This window comes from Bacillus altitudinis 41KF2b (assembly GCF_000691145.1).
GTDB classification, from domain to species: Bacteria; Bacillota; Bacilli; order Bacillales; family Bacillaceae; genus Bacillus; species Bacillus altitudinis.
The window spans coordinates 327621-348447 of the sequence record NZ_ASJC01000001.1 but is presented as its reverse complement, the minus strand read 5'-3'; the positions used below and the strand labels follow the sequence as shown (position 1 = coordinate 348447).

Below are 20827 nucleotides of genomic sequence, written 5' to 3'. Positions count from 1 at the left end.
AGCCGCTGGCCATAACCAAATCCTCTAATATCTATTATCCACCACTTACAGGAGGAATGAGTGCAACAGTGTCCCCGCTACGCACTTCAGCATTTCCCCTCGTATATATTTCGTTGACTGCAACCATCACGTTTTGTGCAGTATCAACACCATATACCTCCTGTAATTCTATTTTAATCTCATCAACCGTTGTTTGATCTTTTTGAATGATGATTTGTTGTTTACCGGCCTTCTCAGCAAGGCCGGCGAACAATAATACGCTAATCATGCCGCTTCCCTTCTTTCTCGTTAAGTTGGAGAGTACTAGGTTTTCCATCCGGGTAAGAAACGGTTTCAAGCTGATCACCTATCCAAGCCTCCCCATCTTCCCAGTATTCCTTTTTCCAAATAGGAACTATTTCCTTTATTCGTTCAATCGCATATTCATTGGCTTCGTATGCAGCTTTCCGATGAGGTGATGAAACAGCTATTGCCACTGCAATGTCACATATCTCAAGAGTGCCAATACGATGCACAATGGCAGCTTCTGTTTCAGGCCAGCGTTTTTTAATTTCTTGTCCAATTTGACTCAACATATTTTCCGCCATTGGTATGTATGCTTCATATGTTAAACGCAGCGTTTTTTTGCCATTTGTCCATTCTCTTACCGTGCCTATGAATGTCGTAATGGCTCCCGCTTTGCGTCTTGTAACATGCTGAATCAATTCATTCACATCAATCGGCTCTTTTGTGATCTTAAAAAGTTCATTCATACGAGGCTTCCCCCTTCAATAAATTAAAAGCAAATGTGATCCCGCGCTTGTCAAATGCTGAAAACAAAGGAAACGGGTATTTCTCGGTGAACTGTATTTCTTTATTGAAATAAATGGCTGCTTGTATATGAGAAAGTGTCGAAAGATCAATGAGTTCCTGTTCGTCTTTGACACACAGGATTTTGCGGTAAGGCGCCTGTTTGTATCCTTCGATCAAGACGGCATCTAAAGGAAGATGCTGACACATGTTGACTAGTTGTGCAAACGTCATGTGCTGCATGAAAAAGTGACATTCACCTTCTCCCTCCACACCAGCAGCAAACGCACCCGCTTGAACATATCGATCCGTATCTTTTTGTTTGAACAGACGGTCTGGTTTTCCGCCATGTCCATGATGTTTCAAGCAGCCTAGCTTCATTTCTTCTTCATCCGCCAGCTGACATAATTTTTCGATCAGCGTCGTTTTACCACTATTTTGATAGCCCACGACTTGCAGAATGTTTAATTTGTCATCCAACATGGAGCACCGCCTTCGTGGTGAAATAGCAGAACGTTGACCTGGTCACCTGCACTAAACCCTCTTGTTCCTCCGGGCAAAACAATGAAACAATCAGCATGAGCAATAGATGTCACCGCACTAGATTTATCAAGACCTGTTGGCGTCACACTCAGCTGGCTGCCAGCGAAATCAAGTGATGCTCTAACAAATCGAGTGAATGGATTGGCTTTTGGAAAATCATGTGTCAGCTTCGCCTCAGAAAAAACGGGAAATGGATTTTCTTTCAAACACCATTTATAAATGATCGGTTTGACAAATAGTTCAAAGCCAACAAAACAGGCAGCTGGATTTCCTGACAGCCCATAAAGCAATTGACCATTTGGCAACGCCGCAACGGTCGTCACACTTCCAGGTCTCATGGCCACTTTATTAAACAACACCTCTGCACCTAGTTTTTCATAAATAGCAGGTAAAAAGTCAAAATCACCTACCGATACACCGCCTGTTGTGATGAGCATATCAACTTTGCTTAAGGCTGCTTTTACGGCTTCATAGCTTTGATCAAAATCATCGGATACACCGCCTAAATCAAGCGGTTCTCCTCCAGCTTCAAGAACCTGGGCGTAGACCATACTCAGGTTACTGTTTCTAATTTTACCGTCCACCATGGCATCACTTACTTGTAGAAGCTCGGTACCTGTTGAGATGATACCGATGACCGGTTTTTTGACGACTGGCACAACCGCATACCCGAACGTTGCTAATATCGCCGTCACGCCTGGGGTTACTTTTGAGCCTTTTTTGATCATGACGTTCCCTTTGAGGGTCTCTTCTCCTTGCCGAGAAATATTGTCACCCTTTTTCAGAGGTCTTTTAAGTGACATCATTGATTTACCGTCTTTTTCAAACGTTTTCGTCAATTCGAGCATGATCACAACATTTGCTCCTTTTGGCATCTTCGCTCCTGTCATGATGCGAATCGCTTGAAAAGGACCGATCGTTTTTGCAGAAACAATACCTGCCCCAATATGATCAATGACCTCAAATTCAACCGGATGCTCGCTTGATGCTTCCTTTGTATCTTCTGCCCGAAGTGCAAAACCATCATACGGAGAACGATCAAAGGCAGGAACATCATGGTCTGCTAAAATATCCTCTGCAATCCATCTTCCAAGGCTGTTCTTTAAAGGAACCCATTCGACTTGTCCATGTTTTTGAAATTGGTGGACTTTCTTTACTGCCTCTTCTACTGGAATTGGCTGTCGTCTTTCCATCACTTCTCACTCCTATATGCCTAGCAGTCTTGCTAGTAATGAATTGGCTACTCTTTCATCATTTGTCCCATGGATTAATACACGTCCTCCTTTAAAACAAACGATACGGTGTCTTTCATAGCGTATATGAATTAAAAAATCGTTCACTTCCACCTCACAAATAGATGACAGACGCTCTTTTACATGCTGAAATGAAAGGTTTTCCAAATCCTTCGATATGATCTGAATGGTGTCACGCCCGCAAAGAATCGCTGTTTTTTTTCGCTGTTCATCTAAATATGGATACGTTCTATGTGTGCCGCAAGATGGACAGCTTTCCTGCTTCGTACGAGATACATCCATTTTAAACGAAGACGACTGCCACAAATCAAACGTGACAAACTTTCGCTCCATTTGCTCTTCATGCCCTGTTAAATATTTTAATGCCTCTGTCTGCTGATAAGCCGACACCATTTGGACAGCAGGAGAAATAATACCAGCTGTATCACATGTCAAACCCCCAACAGGCACTGAGGTAAACACACATGATAAGCAAGGTGTTTTGCCCGGCAAAATGGTCATATACATTCCCTGACTGCTCACACAGGCACCGTAAATCCAAGGCGTATTTGTTTCTAAAGATAAGTCATTCATCACCATTCTTGTCTCAAAATTATCAGTCGCATCAATGACGATATTTGCTTTTCGGAATAAAGGTCTTAACAGCTCTACTCCTGCATCTTCAATAAGAGCGTGAATGGTCACTTCATGGTTGATCTCTTGGAGACGTTTTTTAGCTGCTGCCGCTTTTGGCACATGCATCTTTGCATCATGTTCTGTGTACAGCTGCTGCCGCTGTAAATTTGAGAATTCGACATAATCGCGATCTACAATCGTCATAGTACCAATTCCAGACCGGACAAGCCCTTCAGCAGACGCTGTTCCAAGTGCACCAGCTCCAACAATAAGGACATGACTTTCGGCAAGCGCAGACTGCCCTTTTTTCCCTACCGGAGGGAACAAGATTTGCCTTGAATATCGCTCGTTCAATATTGTTCTCTCCTCCTCGTTTTTATGTATCATATCATACCGTTTTCAGGTAAATCGCTTCTTTTATTGATATTATGAAATTCATTTGGTGCCACGTTCAGTTCGTCGGCTGGAACAACCTGGACGTGAAGTTTTTGTAATAAGTCTTTGATAGCTAATTGATTCTCTTTTAAACACGCAGAAATAAACGGAAGACTGCGGCGGTGATAAAGCGCAAATAACGGCTGTAATCTTCCCTGCACCATCGGAACCACAGCATCTACATGCTTATGGCAATAAGAAGATAAAGCGACGGCTGTCTCTTTTCGTATGAATGGCATATCACATGCCGTCACTAAATACCACTCTGCTTCTTGCTTTTGCATAGCGGTATATATACCTGCAAGCGGGCCATACCCACGCACCTGTTCATCATCTAACCAAACAGCTTGTTCCCCTCTTGCTTTGAAAAAAGGCAGAAGCTTCGGGTGACTGATGATGACGGTTTCCCCTTTCAAAAGTTGCTCTTTCACATGTTCATATAGTGGTTTCCCCTGATAGACATGACTTGCCTTTGGCTCTCCAAAACGCCTAGAAGCACCTCCGGCTAGTATCACATTCACTATTCTCATCATCTCATCCCCTTTGATATGGTTGTTCTAATCGCACTCATTTCGCATACTTTATTGATAACATGAATAAGGAGGGTCTACCTATGAACCGGCGCCATGCTTCTCCCCTATTCCATGATCTGTCTCAAGAAAATCTATTTTTAAAAGCTGAAACGGCCAAATATCAACAGATAATTTCAGATTTACAGTCCACGTATACCTATGCTAAAAACAAGAAGCTATCTCAAGAATATCATGAGATGAAAAAGGATTTCACTCAATTAAAACAACAATTGGATGAAATGACCATTGACCAAGACGAAGCATCATCTAAAATACAAGATCTCTCTTATAGCAAATCGGAATTATTACATAAAATCGTCCTTCTTCATGAAATGCTGCAAAAGGAAACCTATCATAGACGAAAAGAAACAGAGGAAAAGCACCGATTGCATTTGAAGGTTGTAAAATATAAGGAAATGTCTCAGCAACTACAGGAGCGATTACTAGACCAAGATAAACAGCTTGCAAAAGAGGAGAAAAAAGGAAATACTTTATCCGCTGTGATTGAAAAACTGCAGCAAACTCTAGGCGATAAAAACGCAGAGCTTCATTTATTACAAGAAGGCGTCCGGCATCTACAGGAGCGTTTTTATGAAACACAAGAAAAATTACTGCAAATCGAAAAAGCAAAAGAAGCCATTTTTTATGAAACGCTCACGAGCTACCAAAAACAGTTGGCCGAAAGCGAGGAATGGATCGCTTCTCATTTTGCTGATATCGACCAGTCAGCCCAAACAAATGCCGAGCCGTTCTCACAAGACCCTATTTTACAAACAACCGAAGAAATAGGACCGATTTTGAAGAAACTAAACGAACAAGTAGAAACGCTCCAGGCAAAAGTTGATGCGGTGCAGCGGAGTGGAGAGGTCATGACAGTGAAGATCGATGGATTTAAAAAACAGCGCGACAACATGCCCAAAGAACGAAAGATTGTCTATACAGTTGATCAAAAAAAGTGATTCATTCATCACGTACGCAAGAAAAAACTGCTGGCATTTACGCCCAGCAGTTTCTTTTTTATTTATTCGTCTTCTGTTTGAATGTCGCCTTCTAAAATATACTGTCCGCGATAAGGTTTCTTCACTTCTGGGTACATTTTAATTAAGCTTTGCATAAACGTTGTCATATTTGGAATTTCAAGACCGCTCTCTTTTTCAATCTCTTTTTGAAGTTCAGAGCTTTTAATCGCCGCATTATGACGCTTTAATGTTTTGATTGCAGCTTCACGAAGCTTAGCTGCCTTTGATCCAGGTCTAGCTGTGCCTCTTCTGCGTCTTGTAGATCCTTCAGGAATACCTACAGGTGCACCATTTAGCTGACCTGTTCCTAAAGATGATGTAACGTTTGACTGCGTTTGCGCAGGCTGATTGTAGCTTCTCATTTCTTGTGCAGCCAGCTCAGCTAATACAGGCAGTGAATCTGTTTTTCTCTCTGTACGTACTTCTTTTTTTGTATCTGTGACGAGACCTGTACCTTGACGGTCTAATTCTCTTAGTTTTGCGTAAATCGCATCTCGTTCAATTTGATATTCACGGATGACCTTTACTTCTGCTTCATTTAATTGTTCCAATCGTAAACGTAACGCTTCCCTCTCATTAAACAATGGATTTCCCCCTCATCATATAAAAAATATTCTATAGTAAATATTAGATTAGAAAACTAATTTTATCAACTATTTTTTTATCATTTTACAGTTTGCTATCAGATAGGTATTTCCAACTAAAATTTTGCCGAAGAAGAAAAATCGGCACCCATTTCATTGCCACTATAGGCTTTTGACCACCCTCAAAATATTGTAAAAATTTTGAATAAATGCTTATACTACTTGATTTATATAGTTATTTACCAAACTGAAATTTCTTTTGTGCAAAAACGTTCTGAATAGTAAAAAGTTAAAATCTTTACATTTTCATTTCAAAATAAAAATGTAAATAGGTCATAATACCTTTTTATTTTAGGAAATTTTTTTAATGAAATCCCTCATTTTCTCTTTTCTTAGGCATTCCACCTACAATCATATTCATCCAGTGCAATATGTCTCCTATTTTTCCCCATGAAAAAACCCCCATTCATGGGGGGAAAGCCTATTCTGCAGCCTTTTCAGACTCAGAAAGAACTCGATTGACACGTTTTTCAAGCATTTTCATACCGCTTCCGCCAGCTTGGAAGTGGCGTAAAGCACCTGTTTTATCGAATACATAGTAAGCTGGTACATATTCGTTCTCAAATGCTTCTGTTAATTTATGGTCGCTGTCTACAAAGATTGGCTGAGTGATTTCATGCTCATTTGCAACCTCTTTGATTTTTTCTAGATCAAGGTCATCCTCTGAACGTGGCATGTGAACTGCGATCACGTTTAGTTGATCTTTGTATTCATCACGGAATTGGTTCACTTGCGGCATCGCCTCTTTACAAAGGTGACAGCTAACTGACCAGAAGTGGATCAATGTTGGTTTATCACCAATTAATTCTTCTCTTGTTACTTCTCCATTTAACCATTCTTTTGCACCAGTTAGTTCCGGCATTGGTTGACGTAATTTCATTTTGAAGCGCCTCCATCCATTGTATGTCTCGAAACAAAAAAGTCTAACATCAGTTAGACCCCAGCATGTAGACAAACCCTCGCATTCTTTTTCGGTCCTGCGTGCTGGTACTCACGAATGTCACATTCGCTTCGCGCCAGTACTCGTTCTTCCTAGACTTCAAAGGTTTTCTATCACGCTGAAAAGAAGACAAAGGGCTAAAATCAAGTTCATTTTAGCCCTTTGTCAACAATCTGAAGGTCTAACACCCGTTAGACTGTTTCTTCAACTATCAATTAAAGTGTTTTTTGACCAGGTTTCCAGTTCGCTGGGCAAAGTCCACCAGTTTGTAATGCTTGAAGAACACGTAGTGTCTCATCTACATCACGACCGATATTGTTGTGGAATACTGTTTGATATTGAAGTTCGCCTTCTGGGTTAATGATGAATAGACCACGAAGTGCAATTCCTTCTTCTTCAATTAAAACACCGTATTCTCTAGATACTGTGTGGTTTGTGTCAGCAGCTAGTGGATATTTTAATTCACCAAGACCATTGTCTTTACGATCTGTGTTGATCCAAGCAAGATGCGTATGGATTGTATCAGTAGATACACCAATGATTTCTGCATCTAAATCTTCAAACTCATCATAACGATCGCTCATTGCTGTAATTTCAGTTGGACAAACAAAAGTGAAATCCATTGGATAGAAGAAAAGAACTGTCCATTTGTCATTCTTGATGTTTTCCTCTAAACTCACTTTACCAAATTCCTTATTAGCAAGTACTGCTTCCATTTCAAAACGTGGAGCTTGTTTTCCTACAAAACGCTCTGCCATATGTAAATCCCTCCAAAAATAATATCTTTATACAGACTTCTTAGCTGTATATAAAATGAGAATCAACAGGTTGAATTCTCATTTAGTTAATAACTTCACAAATATAATTATAATACTTAAGCGATTTTTAGTCAATATTAATTAATAATAAATTTAATTAACGATTTGTCACAATCTCTCGCTCCAACTATTAAAAGTTTAACATGACTTGCATAAGGGAACAAATGATTAGCTTCTCATTTCGCACATACATAGAAAGGTTTTGAAGATCATGAAAGCACTTGAACAAGTAGATTGGGTTTCCATCATCATGAATATCAGTATGATTTTGCTAAAACTCATTGCTATTTTTGTGATTTATTTTATCATCAGAGCGATTGGAAATAAGATGATTAAGCGTGCCTATTCAGCATTCTCTGAGAAGCACGATGTCTCTTTATCACGAGCTCAAACGCTGCAAAGTCTTACCTTAAATATTTTCGCCTACTTGCTGATTTTTATTCTAGTTGTGATGATCCTCGACTTATTTCACTATAACCCAACCGCCTTGCTGGCTGGCGCAGGTGTTGTAGGACTTGCCATTGGATTTGGCGCTCAGGGATTAGTGAGTGATATTGTGACAGGCTTCTTCATACTGCTCGAAAAACAATTTGATGTCGGCGAGTATATAACGGTTGCTGGTTTCGATGGGATCGTTGAACAAATTGGACTGAGAACAACACAGCTTAGAAGCTTTGATGGCACTCTTCATTTCATTCCGAACCGAAGTATACTGAATGTAAGCAATCATTCACGAGGGACGATGCAGGCACTCGTTGATATCGAATTATCCCCAGATGAAAATGTGGATCAGATGATCAGCACTTTGCAAACAGCCTGTGATGAAGTTCGTGAGAGCATGCCGCAAATCATCGAAGGTCCTCAAGTCGTTGGAGTGGAATCATTTGGCTCCTCATCCCTCGTCCTTCGCATCATTGCAAAAACTGAAACGATGGAGCAGTGGCGTGTCGAACGAATTCTGCGTAAAAAAATGAAAGACGTACTCGATCTAGCCAAAGAGCAAAAAGAACCAGGATATTAATATCCTGGTTCTTTTTTGTTAGTTTTATTGAACACGCTGTTCTACTTCTTGACAAATTTCATCAGCCGTCATACCTGACGCTGTAATAACAGATGCCTTTGTCGTTGTGTCTGAAATGCCAAGAACATTTGAATCTAACCCTGTGACCACATAACAGTCACACTGATCCATTTGCTGTTCATTTTGAATTCGTACGACATCATACCCTTTTTGCTTCAAAAGTTCTTCTACATCGGATAAAGATGGTTCTACACCAATTCTTGTCATAATCAAGAACACCTCCTGTTCATAAGGTGTACAGGAGACCATTTGATTATTCATTCACCTGCTTGCTTTTTAAAATAAGCCGTCATGACGTTCACAGCTGTTTCAATCGCATTTTCGTCAGGCGTGAGTTTTGCATGGTGCAGACCATATTCTGAATCTACCCCTAGCCAAAACATGAACCCAGGGTATTTTTTCAGCATGTAGCCGAAATCTTCTCCTGTCATCGCTTCTCTGCATTCAATGACGTTCGCAAGACCTTCTTCGGCTACATATGACATAAATTCTTCTGTCAAATCCTTTGAATTGTCCACTTCGTAATAAGATGAAGGGTATCGAACTGTCGCCTTGCATTCATAGCCAATTTCAATTCCCTTTGCAAGTGCTTCAATTCGTTTTCTCACCTTTTCCATAGACTCTGGCGAGAGCGTGCGAATGGTTCCATCAAGCTTTGCATGCTGCGCAATGATATTTTGAGCAGTGCCACCTGTAATCGTGCCAACTGTAATGACGGCACTATCAAGAGGGTCCACATTTCGTGAAATCACCGATTGCAGCTGCCCTACTAGTGCACTTGCAGCCACCACCATATCATTTGCTAAATGAGGGTATGCGGCATGCCCGCCTTTTCCTTCAAGATCGATCACAAGCTCACTCGTATTAGCAAATAATAGGCCCGGCTTTGTTGCAATCGTGCCGACTGGATATTCAGGTGCAATATGTAGCGCTGTAATAAAGTCTGGCGTCCACTTTTTTAGAACATCACTTGTAAGCATTGGTTCAGCTCCGCCTGGCCCTTCTTCTGCCGGTTGGAAAATAAATAGCAGATCTTCTTTGATTGGCTGATGCACGAAATGATCAATGATACCAAGAGCAATGGTCATATGAAGATCATGTCCACATGCATGCATGTGGCCCTCATGTACCGATTGAAATGGATAGCCCGTTTCTTCAAGGATAGATAATCCGTCCATATCTGCACGATACGCAAAGACGCGCGTAGGATTTGTCCCTTTTACTTTCACAAAAAGTCCAGTCCGCCATGTTTCCATCTCGATTCGATCTGTTGGGTACGATTCGAGATGCTTGATGAGGTAAGCTTGTGTTTTAAATTCCTTAAAACCAAGCTCAGGAATTTGGTGCAAATCTCTTCGAATGGATATTAATTGCTCACGATTTAACAAGTGAACTCGCTTCCTTTCCTCTATACGAATAAGACGTGGATATATCATCCACGTCTATGTCTTCAGCTGCGAATTGTGTCAATTAAAGCTGACGCAGTTCTTGTTTAATTTCAGTTTTACCTTTTGTTTTTTCATCAATGTCTTTGATTTTCTTTGCAGGTGTACCTGCTACAACCGTGTAAGGCTCAACATCGTTCACAACGATCGCTCCAGCTGCTACAACTGCACCTTTCCCAATTGTCACACCTTCTAAAACAACAGCGTTTGCACCGATGACAACATCATCTTCTACTACAACTGGCTTAGCAGAAGGCGGCTCAATAACACCTGCAAGAACAGATCCCGCACCGATATGACAGTTCTTACCTACTGTCGCACGGCCGCCAAGAACAACGTTCATATCAATCATCGTACCTTCACCGATGACTGAACCGATATTAATAGAAGCACCCATCATGATGACTGCATTATCGCCAATTTCCACTTGATCACGAATGATTGCACCTGGCTCAATACGTGCTTTGATGTTTTTCAAATCCAACATAGGAATCGCAGAGTTACGACGGTCATTTTCCACGACAACATCTTCAATTTTGTCTTTGTTTGATGCTAGAGCTTCTTGAATTTCGCTCCACTCACCGAAGACAACACCAGTGTTACCTGTGATAAATGTTTTTGCATGTTCACCAAATTCAATACCTTCTAAATCCCCTTTAATGTAGACTTTAACAGGTGTTGATTTTGTACTATTTTGAATAAATGAAATAATTTCATTAGCGTCCATTTGTTTCATGTATGTATGTCCTCCTCTTAATTTATACTTCATTACTGTACCAAAGGAGAGTTTTAATGACAAGTGAAAGAATTGTCTGCGCCTTGGCAAATAAAACAAGCGGACCTCTTTATCCCGCTTCTTGCTGGTGAAGATGAACAAATTGTCTACCAAAAGAAATCAATTCCTCTTCCTCGTTTCCTTCTGGATTCAGCTCAATTTTGATGGATGGTAGGACGATATCACCGCCCAGCTCCTTCACTTTTTCTTCAATTAAATCCACAGCTCCGCAAAAATGTTCATAAGATGTATCTCCAGAACCGAATACAGCAAATGCTTTACCCGTCAAATCAAGCTCTTCCATTTCCTCATATAGATCAATAAAATCATCTGGAAGATCACCATCTCCCCAAGTATATGCACCTAACAGAATGTGCGAGTAATCATGAAGAAGTTCAGCATCAATATCCATCGCTTCATGCCGGTCCACGCTAGCCCCAGCTTCCTTTAATCCTTTTTCGATTAAATCAGCCATTGCTTCTGTATTTCCTGACATTGTGGCATACACCAATAAAACTTTTTTCGTCACTTTTTCTTCCTCCTTATTAATGAATCAGTGCAGGTTCCTCATAAGGCCTGACAAACTTACTTTCATATAAACCCGCACAGAAAAAATTCTCCTTTTGATTGGCGACACGAAAACCGTGCCCTTTGATCGTATCAAACCACTTGAGCTCTTTTTGCTCTATATCAAGCTGATACACCTTAGAAAATCCATGCTCGTCCTGTGAGGTGGTCACGTACACAATGCCGTTATCCTCTGACACATCCAAAAATGATTCCTCTCGCGTAAAAGCTTGTGATTGAATATCATGCAGCATATTTGTATGTAAGTCTAAAATTTGAACAGATCCTCTTTTCCCTTTTTTAGAGCCCAATGCACAGACAAGGAGGTGTTCCCCGCAAAGCAGCATAGAAGCAGTCATTCGGTGCTCTTCTCTGTTTAGGAGAAAAACCTGTTCACTTTGGAAGTCATACACCCATATTCCTCCATGTACCTCATGAATCTGCGTTCCAATATAAAGATAATCACCGGCTACACATAATGAACGAATCACAGGGGGCTGGTTCACATGAGCAAATGGCTTCATAATTTCCCAGGAAATTCCGAAATCGGTTGACACATAAATACTATGCTTTCCATGTGCGCATACAAACCCATCTTTGCGTCCTGTAATAGACCAAACAACTGCATTTGTCGGAAAAGATGATAGCGCCCATGTATGGCCCTCATCTCCTGATCGTATGACAGTTCCATTTTCACCAACACCGAACAAATACGGACCAATATAACTGATAGCGTGGATTTTATGCTTGAGCTTAAAAAGCTGCTGCCATCCGCCCTCCACACTGTAATGAAAAATACCTTCTCGTTTGACAGCAACAAAGTAGCCGCCACTTTTAGACGCAGCAACAGCTGTCGCACCTTTATGAAACATGATTTTCAACTCTTTTCTCAGACAATGATGCCCACGTTAAAAAGCTCGTTGCAAACTCCTCACAGCACGCCACATCTTCATCTGTATCTGGCGCAAGTTCCATTTTCAATGTTTCAGGAAATACGGATGCACCTGTCGATTTCAGCATGTCATAAAAGGTATGAACAGCCTCGCAAAACTTCGGATAACTGTAATCGCCTGATCCAAATACCGCCGCTTTGATGTGAGAAAGTTCAAGGGATGAGACCTCTTCATAAAAATCTTCAGCTTCATAAGGTAAATCACCGTCACCCCATGTGTAAGAGCCGATCATGACATAATCGTATGAAGAAAGATCTTCTGCACTTGTGTCGTCAAATTCCATCATCTCTGTCTCTATCCCTTTTCCTTCAAGCGTTTGTTTTAAGATCGCTGCCATATCTTCCGTATTGCCAGACATACTCGCAAATGCAATTAGTGCTTTCATCTATTGGTCACCTCATCTAAATGATAATCATTTTCAATTATTATATGTACACTTTAAATGATAATGATTTTCATTGTCAAATGTTTTATGAAAAGGTGCTGTTCAAAATACACATGACGTACATCAAAAAACCGCTCATTCCAATTGGAAGGCGGCTTTAATTGATCATCACTCTATCTCTTTGTGATGTACTCTTTTTTTATTTCTGAATAAAATATGGACCGCAATCGGTTTCGTGCGTCATCACAAATGTCCAATTTTCTTCCCAATCCATGACATACAGATCGCTATAGTCCATGTGTCCGTCTGTATACGGCAATTCCTTCACTGACAGGTCAGCGGCGTTTTCAAACAGATACGCTTCTTGAGTAAATTGATAAAAAATCGTACATGTACGCTTTGATTGCTGATGAAAGGCGTTGATCGCTGCCTCTTTTTCAAGGCATTCAACTTTTCCCCAGCTACATAAGTGCCATAGGAAGCCATCCATCCCAATCTCTTTTTGTTCTTCTAAAGAAAGATGACTTGCAAAACGTCCACGCCATCTCTCGCGTAAATAAGTTCCCCACTTCGGTATATCCGTCTTCTTTTTTCGTTGATTTCTCATCATTTCTTCCAGCTTTCTGTTTTTTCAGTATGAAACAGGTAAATCTATTAGAAACCTAATCAAACCACTTATCCTAAAAAAGCACCTCCTCTTCCAGAAGTACTTACACTGCCTCACTTTCAAGCATTTCTTTTACCACACCAACAAATGCTTGAACCTGTTTTAACTGAAAAGAGGCTTCATATCCTAACAGCCAAGTGTCACGTCCGATTTGCTCTCCATTTGCGTCTACGAGCGGGGTTTTGTGTACGCTTTTCTCATGATCATATAGGGTGACCGAAGGCAAAATGGCGTAGCCGATACCGTGATAGGCCATTTGTTTACATGTCTCAATCTGGTCCACAAGAATCGTCTGTTTTGGCGACACTTTAAACTTTTGATGCCACCAGTGCTGAATTTCTTGATAATAGGTGCTATCACTTTTAAATTGAATAAACGGGCGTTCTGTCTCAATTAACTCATCCACGTCCTTGATGACAGAATCGACTAAATATAAATGATCGGTCATTAAGTATTCCTTTGTGCCCTTCCAATCAGGATTCCCGCGAATGATGCCGATGTGGACATGGTCTTCATACAGACTTTTAAGCATCTCACTGCTCCAGCCTGTCACAAGAGATACTTTGGCATTTGGGTATTTCTCGACATACCGCTTCAACACCTTTGGCAGCCAGTGCTGACCAATAATGGACGCAACTGCAAGCTTGAGTGTACCGTGAATGTCTCCTTCAAGCTCGTCAATTCTCTCTCGCACTCGATCCTGCTCAGTCGTGACCTCTTTGGCGAATTGAATAATCTGTTCGCCAGCTGAAGTGACTGTCAAGCCTTTTTGTGAACGAAAAAAGATTTTGGTTCCCCACTCTTTTTCAATCGTTTGCAGCCTTTGAGATAAGGCAGGCTGAGAGACAAAGAGCCGCTCTGAAGCCTTTCTCATATTCAATTCCTCACTAAGTACAACAAGCATATGTAACTCTTGAAGCTGCATGGGCGCCCTCCTTCTCTCGATAAGTTTTTCTTATTTTATATAGTCATTATATAAATAATAGCTTATGAAGGCAAAAAAAATAAGCTGGGCTGCAGCTCATTTTTTTGCGGAATGAATGACTTCATTTAAGCGCTTTAATACAACACGCCGAGTGAAAATCCCTTCGAATACTTGCTCTTCATTTTCCACACAAACAAATCCATTATTCGTCACAGCGTGAACGCCTTTTAAAACAGGATCCGTCGTTTTCAGTCTTGGAATATCTGATAGCATGACCTCTTCTACCTTCAATTGGTCGAGCTTTTCAAATTCAATTCGTTCTAAGCCAAAGATTTTATCCATAATCATATTTGTTCCAATTAACCCATGAAGGTGATAAGAAGCATCCAGAACAGGGATGGCTGTATATCCTGTTTTTGTCAGGACCAATAGGGCGTGTTCAAGATTATTTCCAATTTGAACGTGTGCCACTTTATCTGCATCAATCATATGCTCAGCTACTGTTGACTCAAGTAATTGAGCCGGTTCTATCTCTATCATGTTTCTTCGACCCCTTTTCTCTCAATCATCAATCATACATTCCCCTTTAACATTAAGCATAAACTAAAACGAATTTTGTCGAAAGATTTTTTTCTGCATAAAAAAGATACTCAGCGTAGAGTATCTAATAGAATGTTCAATCGATATTAATTCTCAAACCTTACTCTGTCATACAATGTGATCAATTTCTTATACGTATTGTCGTCGACATTTTTTGTTCCACATTCTATATCATTGATCTCACTGCTTAGTAATTCGACAGCATATTCCTGATTCAGTAATACGTTTAATAATAGCTTTTTCTCTTCTTCATTAAAACGATTTTCGATGACGCTCATTCAACATCAGGCCCCCTGTTTCATATATGCTTTTATATTGATTAGCAGGCGTTTGAATGTCTGCTTCCTCTCTATACAGCTAGAATAAGGAACTAGAATCGAATCGTCAACCGCACGTTTCGACAACGTTTGGAGAAAAATGACGGAATTTATTTTGTGTATCGATTGGCGTAGCAAAATGCTGCGTATGAGTCGGGTTTTATTTTTGCTTCAATTCCCATGGCTGTGATCATTCCGGTCATTTCCTGGATCAGCTCTTTTGTACTTCCTTTTTTGCCAATATCTAGATGGACTTCAAAACGAAGGTCTGCCCCTTCCTCAGCAAACGGAAGAAGCAAATCCATCAGTTCTGTTAAAGGTCCCTCAAGGATGTCTGCACATACCTTTTGGCTAAACGCTGTCTCTAATGAAATTTTTTCTCTAAGACTTTGTACAGGCCGATTCAACACTTGCTGCGTGAGACAGCCCCAAGCTCCTTTGCCGATCCGGTGAAGATGAATTGCAGTCATAAATGTTGTGACATTCTGATTGACCTGAGAGTCCGTACCAATTGATAGTACATAAACAGATCTCGGGTCTTTTTGAATAAAGTCTTTCATTCTCATGACAACATCAGAAAACGCTAAATGCTCTTCAGAAAGATTAAAGAAAAAAGAATCACTCACAGAAAGGAACTCCTTTTAAATGGTCTCTTATCCGAATATTGCACTGAATGATCATCTTCCTTTTGCTTATCACCTATGAAGTGTATGCTTCCGCAATCAACGAAGGAATTCTTAGAAAAAACATTTCATACGATTCAGCTTAGGATTGTAGAAGCTCAAAAATCTCAATCGAAATCATATCAATGTTGTCAAATGGGAAAGTGTTTGGCTTATCCCCTTGTTGAAAAACAGTCAATTCAAACGTTTGATTCTTTTCGAAATACTTAACACTACAGATTTTCTCACCGTTCACTTCGAAATAACGCTGTGCCGGCTCGTTTGCAGCTTCTGCTGTCTCTTGAAGACTTTGCAGCCTTGTAATGATACCCATTAATTGTGACATTCTAAAAAAAGACTCCTTTCAAAAAAACAACTCAAGATGAACCCGTATTGATTATACACAAGTCCTACAAAGCATCATACCATAAAGTGTTCTCAGATGATATTTTTCCTCTTGAATTCAAAAAAAGAAAAAGAATCTGTTTTTTTATTTTGAGTCTTTTTTCTTATCTCATGCATCTTGTTTTTTATAAACCAGCCGATCTCATCAGGCGTTTCGCAATTTCGTCAAAATCTTCTTTTGAAATACCTGGAGCAAACTCTTCCGGCAAATCTCTATAATCTGGCACGGGTGCACCTTTTGGCGTGCCCTCAATAACTGTCAGCGGCTTTCCATCAATCGGATGGTTTCCTTTCCAAATTTGATTGATATCTTTATAATCTGTGTCACTAAATGTATACAGTTTTGTATGAACATTTTGATCTTCAAACTTTCTTGCAGAATCAAAGTATTTATTGTCGAGATTTGGAATCGGCAGCATCTTGCCAACATCTACTCCTGTCGCTACCTCAAGGGCTTTTGCATACGCCACAACATGTACGCCGCCTCTGACAAGTAAATAACCGATCATTTCTCTTGCCGTAGGGTGATCCGTCATTTCATATACGCGCATTTTATGCGTACGAGCTCCGCACTCTAGGAAGAAGTTATGAAGAAGATCCAGAATCAGATTACCACTTGAGAACACATTCTCACCTGTCCACGGCTTTGCCATGGAGTCAAACGGATAGCCTGTTTGTGCCGTTTGGATAAAATGCTGCGTATTTCGTTTATCAACAGCCGCTTTCATCGGGGTCGTATCTGGATCGCCCCCATGGGTGGTTCCCGTAATCATGAGATTGACTGCAGTTGTCACAAGCTCTACATGACCGAATTCTTCAGCTGTAATACTTGATACAAGATCATAAAATGGTTTGAGCTTTCGTTTCCCTCTAAAGTTAAACGATTGAAACATGTAGTTATTTAATGTGGACATTTCACCAAATTTTCCGCCGAGTAATTCTTGCACAGCCGCTGCACCATTTGCATCTGGGTGATCTGGCATTGGTAAATCAATCAGCAGCCGCTTGTCACGTTTGATCATGACTTTTCCCTCCTACTGTCTAACTATCATCATTTAAGGTGTATGGATGAATTGGGATGTCCTATGCATGAAGGGAATGATTGGCGCACAAAAAAAACTTGGCGGGGGTAGCGCCAAGTTTTTTGGATCTTGATCTGATAGAGGGGTTGGGGAACAGAGAGTAGCTTCTCTCTATAAATAAATGATAATGATTATCAGTTTCATTGTCAACCATTTTTTCTATCTTTTTTCTAATAAAAAAAACAGCCATGACGGCTGTTTTTAAATTAATCCTTCCTGCTCATATAGATAAGCATACGGAAGATCTACAAACAAATACACGTCTCCCTCTAACGGATAAGAAAACGTACGTATTCGTTCTCCAGTTTCTAAATCACTGTAGATATCGCTGAAGAATCCTTTTCCGCTAATTCTCATTTGAAGAATATTCGCTAGAAAATAAGGGCGCCAGCTCCAGTTTTTCTCTATATACTCTGGCTGAAACAGCCATTCTTTCTCTTTCTTAAACACATTCCCAGTGATTTGAAACCCTTCTTCATTACACATATAAATGCGAAAGCTGCAATCGGTTAGTTCAAGTGCCAGTTTTTGTATAAGTTCATCATTTGTGCTGCATGATTTTTTTAACGTACTGACGGCTTGATGAATTCGCTTATAAAAGGTTTCAGAATGTTCATAGACAGCTTGGAGTTTCTTTTTCTCATGAGCAATGAATTGTTGAAATTCTTCTTTAAGCTGTTCTTTTCGTTTGTTACGGTCAATTAATTCTGCCGCAGGCTCGTGAAGGTAGAAGCCTTGAAAATATCTTCCGCCATTTCTCCATGCATATTGCAGCTGAAAATTCGCTTCAATGTCTTCATAGATTAAAGCCGCTCCTATTTTTCTTGCAAGAAGTGAAATGCTGTATAACACATATTCATAGGAAGGAGATGGAGACGAAGCTCTTAAAGCCTGTAGATCTATTTTTAATAGATCAGGTGAAAGCAGAGCAATCCGGTCAAGATTGCTGCTTTCTTTTCCTATATTAGATACGGCGATTTTGATCCCATATGTACGATAATACGTTAACGTATGGTAAAGCTGTTCAATGTCGCCGCTAAACGTATGTTCAGTAATTTCAATGACAAACCGGCTAAGCTGAATACCCTTTGCTTCATATTCTTTTAAAAGTTCTAAAAAACTTTCGCCATGATCAAGCATGAGGACGTTCGCATCATGATTAATAAAGATGAGCAAATCTTCATCTGCGGTTGTGAAGAGATCAAGCGCTTGACTTAATACTTTGTGATCTACTTCCAATTTATATTCGTCAGGAATAGATGAATCCGTAAAGAAGGAGCCTAGACTAACTGTTCCCGACTCAAGCTTCATTCTTCCAAGAATCTCATAGCCTATCACTTTTTGTTCCTCCGCACTGAAGATCGCTTGATAGTGCGGGAAAACATCTTCAATATTCGTTAAAATATCCAATGGATCGACCATTTTCATCACCTGCTTCTCTCTTTGTGTGATTATACCATATCAAAAGCAGGTCTTACACGGTCATTCAAAATGGTGATTGGTTGAGCCATTGCCCCCCATCCATCGTGATACAATCTCCATTCATATAAGATGCATGCTCAGATAATAAGAAACTCGCAAGTTCTGCAATTTCTTCTGGTGTGCCAAGTCTACCGAGCGGAACACTATCTAATGTTCTTTGGGCAGCCTCTTCAGATTCCCACAGTTTATCTGCACCACCTGTTCTTTCAATGGGCCCCGGCGCAATGGCATTTACGCGAATCCGATATTGCTTTCCCCATTCGACTGCAAGCGTTCTGGTAAGCGACAGAACGCCTGCTTTTGCGGCTGCTGAATGCGCTACACCAACACCAGCCCCCCATGCATATGTGGCGACCATGTTGATCATACTTCCGCTTTTCTTTTGACGAATCCAATAGTTGCCCACTGCATGGCTGCAAAAAAAGGTGCCATTTAGCACAATATCTATGACCGCTTTCCAGCCGTTAGGAGACAGTTTTTCTGCTGGAACTAAAAAGTTGCCTGCCGCGTTATTAATAAGTGCATCCACATCACCAAATGTATCTACCGCAAACTTCACCATTTGATCAGCATCTTCTGGATGTCGCACGTCCATTGGAAAATAAGCGATCGAACCACCTTGCTGTTTGATTTCATTTGCCGTTGTTTCAAGGGTCTCTTCTGTTCTTCCAGTAATCAAAACATTCCAGCCCCCGAGTGCCAAATGAGTCGCCATCGCCTTTCCCATTCCGCTTGATCCTCCTGTGACAATCACTGTTTGCTTCGTCATTTGTTCTCCCCCTTTGTGTGTTTTGAATGACTATTCATTCATTATCCATCTATCATATCATGATTTCCCCTCCATACACCATATGGGAGATTCATCAAAAATCATGCTATACTTAATTTTATTTTTAAAGGAGTCTTATATGAAGCAACTTTCCCGTAGGCAGTTTTTAAAAGGAGTAGCTGGTGCGAGTATTCTCGGACTTTTAGCGACCACATCCGGTTATGGCTATGCTCGGTACATTGAGCCGCGCATGATCGACACCGTATCACTCACCATTCATGATGCTCAGCTACCGGCTTCTTTTGACCAGTTTAAAATTGCGCAATTTAGTGATGTTCATTTAAGTGATACATTTTCGGCAAAAGATTTAGAGACTGTTGTCCAAAAGATCAACGCCGCATCTCCCGATCTCATTGTGTTTACAGGTGATCTTGTTGATTTTGAATCATCGATTAAAGAACATGAAAAAGCCAAAGCCTCTTTGTCTAAGCTTGATGCTCCGTTTGGAAAGTTTGCCATATGCGGAAATCATGACTACGGGCCATTTGGCATTGATCTATATGAGGAAACGATGAAAGCCTGCGGTTTTACATTATGTAAAAATGAAGTGTTTCACTTAGAAAAAGAAGGCGGACGGATACAGATTGCTACACTAGATGATCTCATGATGAGTATGCCTGATTACCATTTCATCAAACGAGAAGTCTCTTCTGATCTCTTTACGTTATTGCTTGTGCATGAGCCTGATGCCGCACTAGAACTTGAAACAACACCTATTAACTTGCAGCTTTCTGGGCATACGCATGGTGGTCAAATACAGCTTCCTTTCTATGGACCGATTCTCACAGCACCTTTTGGGCGTACATATGTCGAAGGCTTATACGGTAGCTATCAGCACCGTATCTATGTCAACCGCGGGCTTGGGACAACTAGACTGCCGCTTCGGTTTTTAGCCAAACCTGAAATCACTTTTTTCACCTTAACATCTCACGTGTAAAGAGAAGCCAAATCACCTTTTCCTGCATATGTATAAACAAAGATCCTTCTCATAACAAATGTTAGGAGAAACCTTACTGGGCCTGAT

The 20827-nt window shown here is 40.6% G+C and carries 27 protein-coding genes; 3 read left to right on the top strand and 24 right to left on the bottom strand.

Annotated features, from left to right (window positions below; translation table 11 throughout):
• Nucleotides 1-34 precede the first annotated feature (34 nt).
• From moaD to BA79_RS01800, 6 genes are read right to left on the bottom strand one after another with little or no spacing between them, the layout of a single operon-like run.
• On the bottom strand, nucleotides 35-268 hold the full coding sequence (moaD, locus tag BA79_RS01825) for a molybdopterin converting factor subunit 1 (protein WP_008345159.1): 234 nt from the start codon (nucleotides 266-268) through the stop codon (nucleotides 35-37).
• Nucleotides 261-752, bottom strand: a complete 492-nt coding sequence (locus BA79_RS01820; RefSeq protein ID WP_035700602.1) for a molybdenum cofactor biosynthesis protein MoaE — start codon at nucleotides 750-752, stop codon at nucleotides 261-263. Before BA79_RS01820 ends, moaD begins: the two co-directional genes overlap by 8 nt.
• Nucleotides 745-1272: a molybdopterin-guanine dinucleotide biosynthesis protein B gene (gene mobB, locus BA79_RS01815; protein ID WP_035701053.1), complete on the bottom strand. Its 528-nt coding sequence runs from the start codon at nucleotides 1270-1272 to the stop codon at nucleotides 745-747. Before mobB ends, BA79_RS01820 begins: the two co-directional genes overlap by 8 nt.
• A complete protein-coding gene (locus BA79_RS01810) occupies nucleotides 1254-2528 on the bottom strand; it encodes a molybdopterin molybdotransferase MoeA (RefSeq protein WP_035700599.1) in 1275 nt (424 codons plus the stop codon). Before BA79_RS01810 ends, mobB begins: the two co-directional genes overlap by 19 nt.
• A 9-nt stretch (nucleotides 2529-2537) precedes the next feature.
• Nucleotides 2538-3554 carry a ThiF family adenylyltransferase gene (locus tag BA79_RS01805; RefSeq protein WP_017367159.1) on the bottom strand — a complete coding sequence of 339 codons (1017 nt, stop codon included), beginning with the start codon at nucleotides 3552-3554 and terminating at the stop codon, nucleotides 2538-2540.
• A 29-nt stretch (nucleotides 3555-3583) separates the two neighbouring features.
• Nucleotides 3584-4165 (bottom strand): molybdenum cofactor guanylyltransferase, encoded by a 582-nt coding sequence (locus tag BA79_RS01800; RefSeq protein WP_017359414.1) that lies wholly within the window; start codon nucleotides 4163-4165, stop codon nucleotides 3584-3586.
• Between the two features lie 83 nt (nucleotides 4166-4248).
• Here BA79_RS01800 and BA79_RS01795 point away from each other — a divergent pair, with 83 nt between their 5' ends.
• The gene (locus tag BA79_RS01795; RefSeq protein ID WP_025207264.1) at nucleotides 4249-5166 is read left to right on the top strand and encodes a coiled-coil domain-containing protein; all 918 of its coding nucleotides are present in this window, start codon (nucleotides 4249-4251) and stop codon (nucleotides 5164-5166) included.
• A 62-nt stretch (nucleotides 5167-5228) separates the two neighbouring features.
• Here the strand turns inward: BA79_RS01795 and BA79_RS01790 are convergent, their stop codons facing one another.
• The 3 genes from BA79_RS01790 to ahpA form a co-directional block, all read right to left on the bottom strand.
• Nucleotides 5229-5810, bottom strand: a complete 582-nt coding sequence (locus BA79_RS01790) for a Rok-like winged helix domain-containing protein (protein ID WP_007498648.1) — start codon at nucleotides 5808-5810, stop codon at nucleotides 5229-5231.
• Nucleotides 5811-6291: 481 nt separating this feature from the next.
• The gene (locus BA79_RS01785; RefSeq protein ID WP_008345174.1) at nucleotides 6292-6750 is read right to left on the bottom strand and encodes a TlpA disulfide reductase family protein; all 459 of its coding nucleotides are present in this window, start codon (nucleotides 6748-6750) and stop codon (nucleotides 6292-6294) included.
• A 275-nt stretch (nucleotides 6751-7025) separates the two neighbouring features.
• The gene (ahpA, locus tag BA79_RS01780; protein WP_007498654.1) at nucleotides 7026-7568 is read right to left on the bottom strand and encodes a biofilm-specific peroxidase AhpA; all 543 of its coding nucleotides are present in this window, start codon (nucleotides 7566-7568) and stop codon (nucleotides 7026-7028) included.
• Between the two features lie 271 nt (nucleotides 7569-7839).
• On the opposite strand from ahpA, the gene BA79_RS01775 reads away from it, so the two are divergent.
• The gene (locus tag BA79_RS01775; protein WP_035700594.1) at nucleotides 7840-8649 is read left to right on the top strand and encodes a mechanosensitive ion channel family protein; all 810 of its coding nucleotides are present in this window, start codon (nucleotides 7840-7842) and stop codon (nucleotides 8647-8649) included.
• A 24-nt stretch (nucleotides 8650-8673) separates the two neighbouring features.
• Here the strand turns inward: BA79_RS01775 and BA79_RS01770 are convergent, their stop codons facing one another.
• The 15 genes from BA79_RS01770 to fadH form a co-directional block, all read right to left on the bottom strand.
• Nucleotides 8674-8916, bottom strand: coding sequence for a YkuS family protein (locus BA79_RS01770; protein WP_003211408.1), 243 nt, complete (start codon nucleotides 8914-8916; stop codon nucleotides 8674-8676).
• 50 nt (nucleotides 8917-8966) lie between these two features.
• Complete coding sequence (locus BA79_RS01765) at nucleotides 8967-10145, bottom strand: N-acetyldiaminopimelate deacetylase (protein WP_051626169.1); 1179 nt, start codon at nucleotides 10143-10145, stop codon at nucleotides 8967-8969.
• 34 nt (nucleotides 10146-10179) lie between these two features.
• Entirely contained in the window at nucleotides 10180-10890 is a 711-nt protein-coding gene (gene dapD, locus BA79_RS01760; protein ID WP_008347987.1) for a 2,3,4,5-tetrahydropyridine-2,6-dicarboxylate N-acetyltransferase, read from the bottom strand.
• Nucleotides 10891-10999: 109 nt separating this feature from the next.
• Nucleotides 11000-11458, bottom strand: a complete 459-nt coding sequence (locus BA79_RS01755; protein WP_008347989.1) for a flavodoxin — start codon at nucleotides 11456-11458, stop codon at nucleotides 11000-11002.
• 16 nt (nucleotides 11459-11474) lie between these two features.
• A complete protein-coding gene (locus BA79_RS01750) occupies nucleotides 11475-12368 on the bottom strand; it encodes a hypothetical protein (protein ID WP_035700589.1) in 894 nt (297 codons plus the stop codon).
• Nucleotides 12358-12834 (bottom strand): flavodoxin, encoded by a 477-nt coding sequence (locus BA79_RS01745; protein WP_035700586.1) that lies wholly within the window; start codon nucleotides 12832-12834, stop codon nucleotides 12358-12360. Before BA79_RS01745 ends, BA79_RS01750 begins: the two co-directional genes overlap by 11 nt.
• A 199-nt stretch (nucleotides 12835-13033) precedes the next feature.
• Nucleotides 13034-13441 carry a DUF4275 family protein gene (locus BA79_RS01740; RefSeq protein WP_035700583.1) on the bottom strand — a complete coding sequence of 136 codons (408 nt, stop codon included), beginning with the start codon at nucleotides 13439-13441 and terminating at the stop codon, nucleotides 13034-13036.
• A gap of 103 nt (nucleotides 13442-13544) precedes the next feature.
• Nucleotides 13545-14426 carry a transcriptional regulator CcpC gene (ccpC, locus tag BA79_RS01735; RefSeq protein ID WP_007498669.1) on the bottom strand — a complete coding sequence of 294 codons (882 nt, stop codon included), beginning with the start codon at nucleotides 14424-14426 and terminating at the stop codon, nucleotides 13545-13547.
• 96 nt (nucleotides 14427-14522) lie between these two features.
• A complete protein-coding gene (gene cbpB, locus BA79_RS01730) occupies nucleotides 14523-14966 on the bottom strand; it encodes a cyclic-di-AMP-binding protein CbpB (protein WP_007498671.1) in 444 nt (147 codons plus the stop codon).
• 146 nt (nucleotides 14967-15112) lie between these two features.
• The gene (abbA, locus tag BA79_RS01725; protein WP_008347999.1) at nucleotides 15113-15304 is read right to left on the bottom strand and encodes an antirepressor AbbA; all 192 of its coding nucleotides are present in this window, start codon (nucleotides 15302-15304) and stop codon (nucleotides 15113-15115) included.
• 149 nt (nucleotides 15305-15453) lie between these two features.
• Nucleotides 15454-15969: a ribonuclease H-like YkuK family protein gene (locus BA79_RS01720; RefSeq protein ID WP_008348001.1), complete on the bottom strand. Its 516-nt coding sequence runs from the start codon at nucleotides 15967-15969 to the stop codon at nucleotides 15454-15456.
• A gap of 139 nt (nucleotides 15970-16108) precedes the next feature.
• Nucleotides 16109-16351, bottom strand: coding sequence for a YkuJ family protein (locus tag BA79_RS01715; protein WP_003212254.1), 243 nt, complete (start codon nucleotides 16349-16351; stop codon nucleotides 16109-16111).
• A gap of 184 nt (nucleotides 16352-16535) precedes the next feature.
• Complete coding sequence (locus tag BA79_RS01710; RefSeq protein WP_007498675.1) at nucleotides 16536-17432, bottom strand: manganese catalase family protein; 897 nt, start codon at nucleotides 17430-17432, stop codon at nucleotides 16536-16538.
• Between the two features lie 261 nt (nucleotides 17433-17693).
• Nucleotides 17694-18914, bottom strand: a complete 1221-nt coding sequence (locus tag BA79_RS01705) for an EAL domain-containing protein (RefSeq protein ID WP_035701050.1) — start codon at nucleotides 18912-18914, stop codon at nucleotides 17694-17696.
• A gap of 64 nt (nucleotides 18915-18978) precedes the next feature.
• Nucleotides 18979-19743: a 2,4-dienoyl-CoA reductase gene (gene fadH, locus BA79_RS01700; protein WP_035700581.1), complete on the bottom strand. Its 765-nt coding sequence runs from the start codon at nucleotides 19741-19743 to the stop codon at nucleotides 18979-18981.
• 139 nt (nucleotides 19744-19882) lie between these two features.
• On the opposite strand from fadH, the gene BA79_RS01695 reads away from it, so the two are divergent.
• Nucleotides 19883-20740 (top strand): metallophosphoesterase, encoded by an 858-nt coding sequence (locus tag BA79_RS01695; RefSeq protein ID WP_035700578.1) that lies wholly within the window; start codon nucleotides 19883-19885, stop codon nucleotides 20738-20740.
• Nucleotides 20741-20827: the final 87 nt, after the last annotated feature.